This is a genomic window from Paenarthrobacter sp. NyZ202 (assembly GCF_049860755.1).
Lineage (GTDB): Bacteria > Actinomycetota > Actinomycetes > Actinomycetales > Micrococcaceae > Arthrobacter.
In genome coordinates this window covers 4,101,444-4,114,714 of the sequence record NZ_CP187556.1, presented here as the reverse complement: position 1 = coordinate 4,114,714, position 13,271 = coordinate 4,101,444, and the positions used below count along the sequence as shown (strand labels likewise).

At 64.3% G+C, this 13,271-nt stretch carries 12 protein-coding genes; 5 read left to right on the top strand and 7 right to left on the bottom strand.

Annotated elements, in window-relative coordinates; translation table 11 throughout:
* From ACPFL9_RS19070 to ACPFL9_RS19055, 4 genes are all read right to left on the bottom strand, one after another.
* Positions 1-1,245 (bottom strand): low temperature requirement protein A, encoded by a 1,245-nt coding sequence (locus ACPFL9_RS19070; RefSeq protein ID WP_426004545.1) that lies wholly within the window; start codon positions 1,243-1,245, stop codon positions 1-3.
* Positions 1,246-1,372: 127 nt separating this feature from the next.
* Entirely contained in the window at positions 1,373-2,692 is a 1,320-nt protein-coding gene (locus ACPFL9_RS19065) for an ATP-binding protein (protein ID WP_426004543.1), read from the bottom strand.
* Positions 2,693-2,801: 109 nt separating this feature from the next.
* Entirely contained in the window at positions 2,802-3,563 is a 762-nt protein-coding gene (locus ACPFL9_RS19060) for an SDR family NAD(P)-dependent oxidoreductase (protein ID WP_426004542.1), read from the bottom strand.
* 3 nt (positions 3,564-3,566) lie between these two features.
* On the bottom strand, positions 3,567-4,478 hold the full coding sequence (locus ACPFL9_RS19055) for a fumarylacetoacetate hydrolase family protein (RefSeq protein ID WP_426004540.1): 912 nt from the start codon (positions 4,476-4,478) through the stop codon (positions 3,567-3,569).
* A 146-nt stretch (positions 4,479-4,624) separates the two neighbouring features.
* Between ACPFL9_RS19055 and ACPFL9_RS19050 the strand changes: the two genes are divergently transcribed.
* Genes ACPFL9_RS19050 through ACPFL9_RS19030 form a run of 5 tightly spaced genes read left to right on the top strand, consistent with a single transcriptional unit; the run spans position 4,625 to position 9,331 of the window.
* Positions 4,625-5,929, top strand: a complete 1,305-nt coding sequence (locus ACPFL9_RS19050) for an L-fuconate dehydratase (RefSeq protein ID WP_426004539.1) — start codon at positions 4,625-4,627, stop codon at positions 5,927-5,929.
* Positions 5,926-7,212, top strand: a complete 1,287-nt coding sequence (locus tag ACPFL9_RS19045) for an alpha-L-fucosidase (RefSeq protein ID WP_426004538.1) — start codon at positions 5,926-5,928, stop codon at positions 7,210-7,212. Before ACPFL9_RS19050 ends, ACPFL9_RS19045 begins: the two co-directional genes overlap by 4 nt.
* Positions 7,205-7,519 carry an L-rhamnose mutarotase gene (locus ACPFL9_RS19040; RefSeq protein ID WP_426004536.1) on the top strand — a complete coding sequence of 105 codons (315 nt, stop codon included), beginning with the start codon at positions 7,205-7,207 and terminating at the stop codon, positions 7,517-7,519. Before ACPFL9_RS19045 ends, ACPFL9_RS19040 begins: the two co-directional genes overlap by 8 nt.
* On the top strand, positions 7,516-8,481 hold the full coding sequence (locus ACPFL9_RS19035) for an aldo/keto reductase (protein WP_426004535.1): 966 nt from the start codon (positions 7,516-7,518) through the stop codon (positions 8,479-8,481). Before ACPFL9_RS19040 ends, ACPFL9_RS19035 begins: the two co-directional genes overlap by 4 nt.
* A complete protein-coding gene (locus tag ACPFL9_RS19030) occupies positions 8,474-9,331 on the top strand; it encodes an amidohydrolase family protein (RefSeq protein WP_426004534.1) in 858 nt (285 codons plus the stop codon). The genes ACPFL9_RS19035 and ACPFL9_RS19030 overlap by 8 nt, the downstream gene beginning before the upstream one ends.
* On the opposite strand, the gene ACPFL9_RS19025 is transcribed toward ACPFL9_RS19030, so the two are convergent.
* The 3 genes from ACPFL9_RS19025 to aspA form a co-directional block, all read right to left on the bottom strand.
* Positions 9,328-9,999: a FadR/GntR family transcriptional regulator gene (locus tag ACPFL9_RS19025; RefSeq protein ID WP_426004533.1), complete on the bottom strand. Its 672-nt coding sequence runs from the start codon at positions 9,997-9,999 to the stop codon at positions 9,328-9,330. The two genes, ACPFL9_RS19030 and ACPFL9_RS19025, sit on opposite strands and share 4 nt — an antisense overlap.
* A 196-nt stretch (positions 10,000-10,195) precedes the next feature.
* On the bottom strand, positions 10,196-11,707 hold the full coding sequence (locus ACPFL9_RS19020) for an amino acid permease (protein ID WP_426004532.1): 1,512 nt from the start codon (positions 11,705-11,707) through the stop codon (positions 10,196-10,198).
* A gap of 142 nt (positions 11,708-11,849) precedes the next feature.
* Entirely contained in the window at positions 11,850-13,265 is a 1,416-nt protein-coding gene (aspA, locus tag ACPFL9_RS19015) for an aspartate ammonia-lyase (protein ID WP_426004531.1), read from the bottom strand.
* Between the last annotated feature and the right edge of the window lie 6 nt (positions 13,266-13,271).

The following is a 13,271-nucleotide window of genomic DNA, read 5'->3' as shown; positions in this document are numbered from 1 at the left end:
TTAGCCCGCCGCGGCCTCCAGCCGCCGGAGTGCTGCCGCTCGGCCTTTGTGGCCCGACCGTTCGTCCAGGGCAATGGAGACACCCAAGGCGGCGACCATGACCAGCATGCACACCGGAACCGAGGCTCCCGAGGCAGCCAAGCCAACGCTTCCCGCGAGTACCGCCACCACCATGACGGAGCTCCAGAGCACGTGCTTGTCCGCGCCGAGCATGGCCGTGTAGATCAAGGTCAGTGAGATCTTGAAGATTGCTATGGGGGCCGCAATCCAGGCGATGGCCGTGGCCGCGCTGATGTGTGCTTCGTGGTCGATGAAGTAGGCCGCCACGTGGAGCCCTGCACCCGTGGCGGCGATCGCGGCGAAGACCATCATGTGGCCGTAACCAAAGAGGAACGAGCGGTGCCGCTGGAGATGCAGGGACTTGCCCGAGGGAAGGATGAAATAGATCCACCACATACCGAAAGCCAGGCCTGTACCGCCGATTCCCACCACGGCTGCCTCGAGGGACCAGCCGTGCAGGGCAACAATTGCACGGAGGGTTTCGATGGCCCCGATAAGGCATTCGCCGAGCGCGATGATGGCCAGCAGTCCATAGCGCTCCGCAATGTGGTGCGCGTGCCATGGCGTACGCATTTTCCGTTCCGCGAGGCTCGGCACAGACATTTCCAGGACAAACAGGGGTGCCGCCAGGAGGAAGGTGGTGAGGACGTCGGTCTCGATCACCAAAGCAGCCACCCAGCCCAGCTGCACCAGAGCAAGATATTTGGCGTACCTCAAGCAGGTCTCGCGCCGTGCGGGATCCTGTTTGGCGGCCCGGAGCCACTGGAACACCAAGGCGAGGCGCATCACGATGTACCCGATGAGGATGGCCACGTTGTTCACATGGTCGCCCTCAAGGATCGAATGGAACATTGGCTCGATGCCCATCGCGAGGATGAGCACACCCAGCATCTGGATCATGGTGACTACTCTGAACACCCAGTCGTCGGTGTCGTATGCGCTGGCAAACCACGTGAAGTTCACCCACGCCCAGATGACGGCGAACATGGCGTAACAGAAGCCAAGAAGACCTGCCCCGAAGTGCGCTTCGGCAACATTGTGGGCCAATTGGTTGGCGGCCACACTGAAGGCAATGACAAAAGTCAGGTCGAAGAACAGTTCAAGGGGCGTGGCGGTGCGATGCTTCTCATGTGGATCGCGACCGCCCATCCGTGCCAAGGCATGACGAAGGGGGTTCGTGGACATAGCTCACAGATTACCCACTGCCGCGCAGCTCCGCCGAGATCGCGGGAATGCTGCGAAATAGACGTGCTTTAGCGCACGAAATCGCAGGTTTCCCACGAAGTCGGCGCGGAGCCCGCATGGACGAGCCCTACACCCGCCCCGAGACATCGATGTCTTCGAGGAATTCCTGGTACACCTCGTCGCTGACGGTGGTACGGGTTTCTGAGATCGCATCCAGGTAGTCCTGGGTAACCGGGCCCTTCCGTCCGTTGGAGCCGTTGGCGCCGTTCGGTGCGGAGCCGGCGGCAGCACCGTCGTCGTACACGGCCTTTTCCAGGGCACGCTGTGAGGCGCTGCGCGCGGCGAACTCGATGTCTGCCGGCGAGAAGCCTTCCGTGCGGGAAACCAGCAGGGACACGTCTACGGTGTCTACCACGGTTGCCGGAATGAATCGCTGCCACATCGCTTCGCGTGCGTGGACGTCCGGCAGGCCGATGGGGATCACGTAATCAAACCGGCCGTGGCGCAGGAACGCAGTGTCCAGGGCGCGGATGAAGTTGGTGGCGCACACCAGCAGACGCCCGGGCTGTTCGCGGAAGGCCGGGATGATCTTGAGGAGTTCGTTCGTGACACCCTGCAGTGGTGAAGGCGGATCGCCAGCGCGTTGCGAGGCAATTTCCTCCACCTCGTCGATGAAGACCACAGCATGTTCCAGCTCGGCGACTTCCAGGAACGTCTCACGGAGGGCACCGGCCAAGCCCTTGGGATCGGAGGCCAGCCGGGAGGGGAAGACTTCCACGAACGGCCATTCCAGCCGGGACGCAATGGCTTTGGCGAACGTGGTCTTGCCCGTGCCGGGAGGGCCAAACAGCACCACAGCACGCGGCGGGACCACGCCATATTCGTCGGCGAGGTCGGCTTCAGCCAGGGGCAGCACGAGGCGCCGTTCCAGGAGTTCCTTCTCGCGCTTCATGCCGGCGACGTTTTCCCACAGGTCCCGGGCCAGGATGCGTCCGCCGAGCAGGCTGAGCGGTTCGAGTTCCTGGCGTTGGACGGGGATGGTCCGTTCAAAGTAGCGCAGGTTCTTCTTGACCACGAACCCGCGCCCCAGGAAGGCTTCCACCCGGGTTTCGGTTTCCGGCATGAGCGCGGAGAGTTTGTTCAGGCCGTGCGGGGCCATGCGGTTTTCGACGGCGGACAGCAGCGAGGTGCCGATCCCTCGCCCGCGGAACTCGGTCAGCGTGGCCAGGAAGACTACCCAGCCCTGATCGTGCGCGGCGCGTCCGACGGCGGCTCCGACCACTTGGTCGCCCTGGACCGCCACCACGGCGTGGTCCTTCTCGCAGGAAGCCAACACCTCGGACAGGGCGTACACCGGCTCCACGCCATCGGCCTTGAGCGACTCCCACAGGTGCAGGATGCCGTCCAGATCGGACGAGTGGAAGTCCCTGATACGCCAATTCGTCATGGCTGTGTCTCCTGGGTCTGCTAGGTGAATCGCCGTTGATGCCTTGGAGTTGAGCATAGGCGAACCCCGGCGAACAGGAGGTTGCGGGACCGTTGCGTTACGTGGGTCCCTACTGAACCGGACGCAGCCGCAGACCCTGCATGCCGCCGTCGACCGCCAGCGAGGTTCCCGACGTCGAGCCTGACAGCGGGCTCGCGAGGTAGGCGACCGCGCCTGCAACCTCCGCTGGATCCACCAGGCGACCATGCGGCTGGCGCGCGTTGAGGGCTGCGCGCTCGGCAGCCGGATCGACGGCGGCGTCCAGCAGCCGGCCGACCCAAGGCGTGTCCACGGTTCCGGGGTTTACGCAATTGACGCGGATGCCCTCGCGGACATGGTCCGCCGCCATGGCGAGCGTCAGCGACAGGACAGCGCCCTTCGACGCCGAATACAGCGCACGCTGCGGCAGCCCCGCAGTCGCAGCGATTGAGCAGGTGTTGACGATCGCTGCGGCGGGTGACTCACGGAGGTAGGGCAGGGCCGCGCGGCTGACGCGCGCGATGCCCACCACATTGACGTTGAGGACACGCAGCCACTCGTCGTCGTCGTTTGCGGCGATGTCGCCCTGGGCGCCGATGCCGGCGTTGTTGACCACGACGTCCAGGCGGCCGAACTCTTGCGCCACGCGTTCGACGGCGGCGCGCACCGAGGCGTCGTCGCCCACGTTGCATTCAACGCCGTAGTGGGGACTGCCTGCCGGGGAGAGGTCCAGGACGGCCACTTGGGCTCCTCCGGCGGCGAGGCGGTCCGCAATGGCCGCCCCGATCCCGGAGGCACCCCCGGTGACGAGTGCTGCAAGGCCTTCGAAGTCGTTGCCCACCGTGGTCCCCATGTCTCAGGCGTGGGTGCTGGCGAACGTAGCCGGGCGGGCTGATCCGGCCGCCGCGCGGTAGTACTCCTGACGTTGGCGTCCGAGTCCCTCGATCTCCAGTTCCACCACATCGCCGGGTTGGATGAACGGGAAGCGTCCGGACAGTGCGACGCCTTCCGGAGTGCCCGTGATGATCACGTCTCCCGGTTCAAGGACCATGTATTGGCTGAGGTGGTGCACGATCGTGGCCGGATCGAAGATCATGTCCGACGTGCTGGAGTCCTGACGGGATTCACCGTTGACGGTGGTGCGCAGGCGCAGATTTCCGGCGTCGATGTCGCTCGCCGGAACCAGCCACGGACCCAGGGGAGTGGAACCCGGCAGGGATTTGCCCTTGGTCCACTGTCCGGCCGCGCCCGGAATCTGGTAATCGCGCTCGGAGAGGTCGTTGGCCACGGCGTAGCCGGCGATGCACGCTTCCGCTTCAGGGACAGAGGAAAGGTATGACGCTTCCTTGCCGATCACGATCGCAAGTTCCACTTCCCAGTCGTACTTCTCCGACGACGGCGGGATGGGCGCGGCGTCGAACGGGCCACTGATGGTGTTGCCCGGCTTGAGGAACACCACGGGAACCTCGGGCGGCGTGGCACCGGACTCGGCAGCGTGGGCTGTGTAGTTGAGCCCGATCGCAATGACGTTGCCGGGGCGCGCGACGGGTGCTCCGATGCGGACGCCGTCCACGGAAATTTCCTTGAGTTCGCCGGACTCCAGAGCTTCACGGGTGCGGGCGATGCCGTCCGCGGCAAGGAAGGCGCCGTCGATGTCTTTGGTCAGAGACGAGAGACTGTAGTACTTCTCGGTGCCGCTGGCGTCCTTGGAAATGACGGCCGGTTGTTCGTTTCCGGCCGTACCCAGCCTGGCGAATTTCAAGGTCATGGCTTCCTCCGTGCGTTCGGGACTAACATCCGAGCTCTAGTGTGCTGTTTTCCTCCACAATACAGAAATGTGACCCGTTGACAAGGCAGACATCGGATGTTTAGGCTCGTGGCAATTCGTGAAGCCCGTCGACGCGCAGGAGCCGCATGAGCACCGTTACCGCTGTGGATACTTTCGATATCCGCTTTCCCACCTCCCTTGAACTCGACGGCTCGGATGCCATGAACCCGGACCCCGACTATTCGGCCGCCTACCTGGTCATCCGCACCGACGCCGGCGACGGCTTTGAGGGTCACGGTTTCGTGTTCACCATCGGCCGCGGCAACGACGTCGAGACTGCAGCGATCGGCGCCCTAAAAGACCATTTGCTGGGCCGCAACGTTGAGGAACTCCTCGGCGACATGGGTGCTGCCTGGAAACTGCTGGCCCACGATTCCCAGTTGCGCTGGCTGGGGCCCGAGAAGGGCGTCATGCACATGGCGATCGGTGCCGTGGTCAACGCCCTCTGGGATCTGAAGGCCAAACGGGCAGGTCTTCCGCTGTGGGAATTGTTGAGCGGGATGAGTCCGGAAGAGCTCGTTTCCCTCGTGGACTTCCGGTACCTCACCGATGCCCTCACTCCGGACGAGGCACTCACCTTGCTCCGTGCCGCCGAACCCGGGAGGGAAGCGCGCAAAGCCGCACTTCGCGCCGAGGGTTACCCCGCGTACACCACGACGCCGGGCTGGCTGGGATACAGCGACCAGAAACTTTCGCGGCTGGCCAAGGAAGCCGTGGCCGACGGATTCACCCAAATCAAGCTGAAGGTCGGGGCTTCCCTGGAGGACGACATCCGGCGGGTGCGGGCAGCCCGGGCTGCGGTGGGGCCGGACATCCGGATCGCCGTGGACGCCAACCAGCGTTGGGACGTGCAGCAGGCCATTGACTGGATGGCACATCTGGCCCCGTATGACATCGCGTGGATCGAGGAACCCACCAGCCCGGACGACATCCTGGGGCATGCCGCCATCGCCCGCGGGGTAGCGCCCATCCCCGTGGCCACGGGAGAACACGTCCAGAACCGGGTGGTCTTCAAGCAGATGCTCCAAGCACGTGCCTTGGATGTGCTGCAGATTGACGCTGCCCGCGTGGCCGGAGTCAACGAGAACATCGCCATCCTGCTGCTCGCGGCCAAGTTCGGCGTCCGGGTGTGCCCGCACGCCGGTGGAGTCGGTCTCTGCGAGGCTGTGCAGCACCTGTCCATGTTCGACTACGTCGCCGTGTCCGGAAGCAAGGAAGACCGGATGATCGAGTTCGTCGACCATCTGCACCAACATTTCGTTGATCCGGTGGACGTGCATGCAGGTGTTTACTGGCCGCCGTCGTCGCCTGGAGCCGGCACCGAAATGCTTCGTGAAACACTGGCTGAGTACAGCTTCCCCGACGGTCCCGTCTGGAAGGACAAGCATTGATCAAGCACGCACCCTGGTTCGAAGAAGCCCGTTTCGGCATGTTTGTGCACTGGGGCCTATACGCGCTCCCCGCCCGCCACGAGTGGGTGATGAATCGGGAAGAGATCACTGTGAAGGACTACGAACAGTACTTCCGCCGCTTCGATCCCGACCTCTACGACCCCCGGGACTGGGCACGCACCGCCCGCAACGCCGGGATGAAGTACGTGGTCCTCACCACCAAGCACCACGACGGCTTCTGCCTCTGGGACTCGGCCTTGACTGACTACAAAGCCACCAACACTCCCGCGGGCCGGGACCTGATCGGGCCCTATGTCGAGGCGCTACGGGCGGAGGGGCTCAAAGTGGGCTTTTACCATTCGCTGATCGACTGGCACCATCCGGATTTCACCATCGACGGCGTCCACCCGCAACGCAACGCCGCCGACGTCGAACGCCTCAACAGCGGCCGCGACATGGCCCGCTACCGCGAGTACCTGCACGGCCAAGTGCGTGAGCTCCTGAGCAACTACGGCACCATCGACTACCTGTTCTTCGACTTCTCTTACGCCGACCACGGCGATTTCCGGGACGGCAAGGGCCGGAAAGACTGGGACTCGGAGGCGCTGCTGGCCATGGTCCGGGAACTTCAGCCGGGGATTGTGGTCAATGACCGGTTGGATATCCCGGGTGACTTTGTCACGCCGGAACAGTACCAGCCGGCCGCTCCCATGATGCTCGACGGCGTGCCGGTCACCTGGGAAGCCTGCCAGACCCTGAACGGCAGTTGGGGCTATGACAGGGACAATCTGGACTACAAGTCCGTCGACCTGCTCATCCGCATGCTTGTGGACGGAGTGTCCAAGGGCGGGAACCTGCTGCTCAACGTCGGGCCCACGGGACGGGGAAACATTGATCCTCGCGCGCTCGCATCCTTGGAGGGGATCGGGGAGTGGACGAGGCTGCATGCCCGCTCCATCTACGGCGCCGGTCCATCCCGGTTTACGGCGCCACCTGATGCCCGCTACACCCAGTGCGGAGACCGGCTGTATGTTCACCTCTTTGCGTGGCCTTTCGAGTACGTTCACCTTCCGGAGCTGGCCGGCAAAGTGGAATACGCCCAACTCCTCAACGATGCCTCGGAGGTCTTCCTTCGCGAAGTGGATCCGGGACAGCAGGCCATGAACATGACACCCGGCGGCCAGCCTCCGGGAACCCTGACCATCAAGCTTCCCTTGCAGCGACCCAACGTCGCCGTGCCGGTGCTGGAACTTTTCCTGAAACCGGAGGCCGCACATGGCTGAGTCGATCGCACTCCACACCCGGCTCAAGCCAGGCGTCGAGGCTGCCTACGCGGAGGCGCATGCGAACATCCCGCCGGAACTGGTGGCCGCCCTGAAGGAAGCCGGCGTTCGTAACTGGCGGATTTGGCGCAGCGGCCAGGACCTCTTCCACGTGGTGGACGTGGACGACTACCAGGCCATGCGCCGGGCGCTCGCCGACCATCCGGCCAACGTGCCCTGGCAAGCACGGATGGCCGAACTACTTGAGGTCCAGGACGATTACTCCGGCAACGATTCGGGTATCCAAAAGGTATGGGAATTGCCATGACTTCACCTGATCGGGGCAAGGCGTGGGGACCGGGCAAACTTGGCAAGCTTGGCTTCGGCGGGGCCGGTATCGGAAACCTGTACCGGGCCATGCCGGACGGGGAGGCGCTTGCCACGGTCCTCGCTGCATGGGACGCGGGCATCCGCTACTTCGATACGGCACCGCATTACGGCCTGGGCCTGTCTGAACAACGCCTTGGTGCAGTACTCCGCGACAAGCCCCGCGACGACTTCGTCATTTCCACCAAAGTGGGCCGCATCCTGGAACCGTCCTCGCGCGGTGGCCGGGACCCCGAGGGCTTCGACGTTCCCGCGGACAAGGAACGCGTTTGGGATTTTTCGGAGGCCGGCATCCGGCGGAGCCTGGAAGACTCCCTGGAGCGGCTGGGCCTTGACCACGTAGACATCGCCTATCTCCACGACGCCGACGTCCATGACCTCCAGGCGGGCATCTCGCAGGGACTACCGGCCCTGGAGAAGCTGCGCGCCGAGGGCATTGTCAAAGCCATTGGCGTAGGCCTTAACTCGGCCGAAGCCGCCCTCGAATGCGTCGAAGCCGCCGATCTCGACCTCGTCATGCTCGCCGGACGGTACACCCTGCTGGAGCAGCCCAGCGTCCCCTTGCTCGAACGATGTCTGGAGCGCCGCACCGGCGTCGTAAATGTTGGCGTCTATAACTCCGGGCTGCTGGCCCGGCCGGACGTCCCGGACGACGCTCACTACAACTATGAACAAGCCCCGCGGGCCGTCGTCGAACGCGCAAGGGCGCTCGCGGCCGTCTGCCGGGACTTTGGCGTGGAACTTCCGACGGCGGCCCTCCAGTTTCCGTTGCGGCACCCCGCCGTGGTCAACGTGACTGTCGGCGCCAGTGCTCCTGAACAAGTAGCCGCCAATGCGGCCCGCATGGCGGAGTCCGTGCCGGAGGAGCTGTGGGCCGCGCTGGAGGCCGCCGGGCGTGATTGACGCGCATCTGCATTTGTGGAGCCTGGAAACCTTCGTGACCGGCGGTGTCCGTCCCTACGCGTGGCTTGGCCCGCAGCACGGTCGGTTGTTCCGTAGCTTCCAGGAGGAGGAGGCGCGGGAAGTCCTTGAGGCTGCCGGGATGCGCGGCGCGGTGCTGGTCCAGGCTGACGACACCATGGCCGACACAGAGAGCATGCTTGCCGTGGCCGCGCGGCAACCGTGGGTGCTGGGAGTGGTGGGCTGGTTGCGGCTTGATGCGCCGTTTGAGGCCGCCGGCCAGCTGGACAGGTTCGCCGCGAACCCGCTGTTCCGTGGCGTGAGGCATCTGGTCCACGATGACCCGCGGGATGATTTCCTGGAGCTGCCCGCTGTCCGGGAATCCTTGGCGCTCGTGGCGCGCCGCGGGCTGGTGTTCGACGTTCCCGACGCCTTTCCGCGGCATCTGGGCGCCACCATCCGGCTTGCCCGCGAACTGCCCGAGCTGACCGTTGTCCTGGACCACCTGGGCAAGCCGCCGCTCGCTGATCCTTCGGGGATGGACGTGTGGCGGGCCGGCATCGCGTCTTTGGCCCGGCAGGAGAATGCCGTGGCCAAACTGTCCGGACTGCACGTCTCCGGGGTTGACTACTCGGCGGATTCGTTGCGGGAGGTGTTTTCCCTCGCGGTCGATGCCTTTGGGCCGGAGCGCCTCATGCTGGGAAGCGACTGGCCGGTGAGCACCCTCGGGGCACCGTACGGGCGGACCGTGGATGTGTTGCTGGAACTCGTTGCCACGCTCAGCCCCGCCGAGCAGGACGCCGTGCTGGAAGGAACAGCGACCCGCGTGTACGGGTTGACCGCAAAGGGCTAGAGGGCCTGCCGAAGCCAGCTCTCCACGCCGCTGATGTGCACGGTCACCAAGGCTCTGACGAGCTCCGCATCTCCCCGTTCCAGGGCGTCGGCGATGGCGCGGTGCTCGGACAGTGTGTGCGCCACGGCCTTTTCCTGCGTGAGGCCGCGCCAGATCCTTGCCCGCACGGTGCTGCTGGACAGGGCTTCCAGCAGGCTTCCCAGGTAGTCGTTTCCCGCGGCGTCGGTGATGATGCTGTGGAACTCGAGGTCGTGTGCCACGAGCTCTTCCACGGGGGTGTTCTCGTCAATGCCGTCCATCGTGCCCCGCAGTTTGTCGATGGCTTCAGGCGTGATCTTGCCGGCGGCCAGATGGGCGGTGGCCGGTTCCAGGATTCGTCGGACCTCAAAGAGTTCAAGGATGGACCGGTCCTGGTGCAGGTCGACTACGAACGCCACGGCCTCGTTCAGCAGCTTGGCATCGAGGCTGGTCACATACGTGCCATCGCCGCGCCGGACATCCAGGACACGGATGAGTTCCAGTGCTTTGACGGCTTCCCGGAGCGAACTGCGGGACAGCCCGAGCCGTTCGCTCAGCTCCTTCTCCGGCGGGAGCCTGTCGCCGGCTTTCAGTTCCCCGCGGATCAGCATGTCCTTGATCTTGCCGATCGCCTCATCTGTGACAGCCATGGACCAATACTAATCACCAATGATCGGATGTCTGGGTTCGCCGCGTCCTCACCCAACTGGGTCGCATTAGTGCGCGTTATGAGCCGTCAAAACGCGCACAAATGCGACCCAGTTGGGGGCGTTAACCAACGACGGCGGCACTCGCGTTCCGCTGGTACGGAACCCGGGTGCCGCCGTCGGGCGCTAACGGGTAGTGCTACGAGTCGCCGCCGCGCAGGGGGCGGTTGGCAACCACGGGCGCACTACCGGTGTAGCCGTCACGGGCTGCAGCAATCTCGTGGATCTGCTTGCGGCACATGAACCAGCCAACCACCATCAGCACGCACGCAATGGCGGTAACCAGCATGGTCAGCGGGGAGTCAATGAAGACCATCACCAGCACGCCCACCAGGAACAGCAGGGAGAGATAGCCCGTGTAAGGGGCGCCGAACATCCGGAACGACGGCCGCTTCAGCCAGCCCTTGTCCGCCCAGCGCTTCAACTGCATCTGGCACAGGACGATCGTGGCCCACGTGACGATGATGCCCACGGAAGCGACGTTCAGCACGATCTCGAAAGCCTGGGCGGGGACGAGGTAGTTCAGCGGGACACCCAGAAGGGAGACTCCTGCCGTGATGGCGATACCACCATAGGGAACACCGGCCTTGTTCATGCGCTGGGCGAACTTGGGAGCGGAACCGGCCACGGACATGGAGCGGAGGATGCGGCCGGTGGAGTACAGGCCGGCGTTCAGGGAGGACAGTGCGGCGGTGAGGACCACCAGGTTCATGATGACGTCCACGCCCTGGACGCCGATGGAACCGAAGAAGGTCACGAACGGGCTGACGCCCTTTTCGTAGGAGGTGTACGGCAGGAGCAAGGCCAGCAGGATGACGGAGCCAACGTAGAAGACCGCGATACGGAAGACCACGGAGTTGATGGCCTTGGGCATGATCTTCTCCGGGTTCGCGGTCTCGCCGGCGGCGGTACCCACGAGCTCGATCGAGGCGTAGGCGAACAACACACCCTGCATCAGGATGATCATGGGCAGCAGGCCGTTCGGGAAGATGCCGCCGTTGTCGGTGATCAGGCTGAAGCCGACTTCCTGGCCGTCCACGGGGGTGCCGAAGATGACGAAGTAGGTGCCCACCAGCAGGAACGCCACCAGGGCGGCGACCTTGATCAGGGCGAACCAGAACTCGAGTTCACCGAAGACCTTCACCGAAACGAGGTTCAGGCTCAGGACCACCACCAGGGCGATCAGCGCCCAGGCCCACTGCGGGACCGCGCCCATCCAAGGGACATACTTGCCGAAAAAGTTCATGTAGAGGGCAGCCGCCGTGATATCCACGATCGTTGTGGTGGCCCAGTTGATCCAGTAGAACCAGCCGGACACGAATGCTGCCTTCTCGCCGAAGAACTCACGGGCGTAGGAGACAAAAGAACCCGACGACGGGCGGTGCAGTACCAGCTCGCCCAGCGCACGCAGGATCAGGAACGCGAAGAAGCCGCAAACGGCGTAGGCGATGACCAGCGAAGGGCCCGCCGCGTTGAGCCGGCCGCCGGCGCCAAGGAACAAGCCCGTGCCGATGGCGCCGCCGATGGCGATCATCTGGATCTGACGGGGTTTCAGGTCCTTGTGGTAGCCCTTGTCCTCCGTGTGGAGGGCTTTCTCGCTGGCGTGCGCTTGGGCCGGAACCGTGTGGTCCGTGATGGGTTGGTTGGTCATGGGAATCCTTAGGGGTGTCCTGTTGGGGTGTCCTGTGTGCCGGCGGTCGGGGTCCGGGCACGCAGGACAGGGCCTCTTTGGGTGTTTGCCTTGCAGGCGACACGGCTCACACGAGCCGCGCTGGGAATCTGGCCTTGGCGGCCTACTTGCTGAGGTTTGCCAGACGTTCCGGGCTGAGCAGTTCTTCCAGCTGGGCTGCGGTCAACAGACCGTGCTCCAGGACGAGTTCCGCAACACCCTTGCCGCTGGCCAGCGCTTCCTGGGCGATGGCAGTGGCTGAGGCATAACCGATATGGGGGTTCAATGCCGTGACGAGACCGATCGACTGCTCCACGGTAAGCCGTAGCCGCTCGGTATTAGCTGTGATTCCCCGGACGCAGCGTGCCGTAAGGGTTCGGCACGCCGCTTCCAGGTGGGAGATGCTCTTGTGCAGGCTGTGCACAATGATCGGTTCGAAGGCATTGAGCTGAAGCTGGCCTGCCTCCGCGGCCATGGTGACGGTGACATCGTTGCCGATGACTTCATAAGCCACCTGGCTGACCACTTCCGGGATCACCGGATTGATCTTGCCGGGCATGATCGACGAGCCGGACTGTACTGCCGGCAGGTTGATCTCACCCAATCCCGCGCGCGGCCCGGAGGACAGCAGGCGGAGGTCGTTGCAAATCTTGGAAAGCTTCACGGCCACGCGCTTCAGGACACCGGACAGGTGCACGAACGCCCCAACGTCCTGGGTGGCCTCAATCAGGTCGGCAGCCGTGATAAGCGGAAGACCCGTGACGTCGGCCAAGTGGCGGCATGCGGCCTCCGCATAGCCTGACGGCGCATTCAGACCGGTGCCGATCGCGGTGGCTCCGAGGTTGATCTCGTGGATGAGCATGTGCGATTCGTCCAGACGAGCCCGGTCCTCGCCGATGGTGACGGCGTAGCCACCGAATTCCTGGCCAAGGGTCATGGGGACGGCGTCCTGGAGTTGGGTGCGGCCCATCTTCACTACGGTGCGGAACTCGCGGCCCTTCTCAGCGAAGGCTACTTCGAGTTCTTCCAGGGCTTCAAGGAGTTCCTTGACGGAGAAGATCGTGGCCAGGTTCACCGCTGTCGGGTAGACGTCGTTGGTGGACTGGCTCAGGTTGACGTGGTCGTTCGGGTGCAGCTTGGAGTAGTCGCCCTTAGGGTGGCCAAGGATTTCCAGCGCGCGGTTGGCGATGACCTCGTTGGCGTTCATGTTGGAGCTGGTGCCCGCGCCGCCCTGGATTACATCCACCATGAACTGGTCCTGGAGTTTGCCGTCCAGGATGTCCTGGCAGGCCCGCTCAATGGCATCGGCCCGTTCCGCGTCCAGGAGTCCGAGCTCATGATTGGTGCGTGCGGCTGCCTGCTTCACCGCTGCCAGGCCCCTCACCAGGTGCTTGTTGGTGGAAAGAGGCTGCCCAGTAATGGGGAAGTTTTCGATGGCCCTGAGCGTATGAACACCCCAATACGCGTCTGCGGGAACATCGCGGTCTCCCAGGAGGTCGTGTTCTGAACGGACGGGGATCGCCTGATCGACGGTGGTCATAGCTGT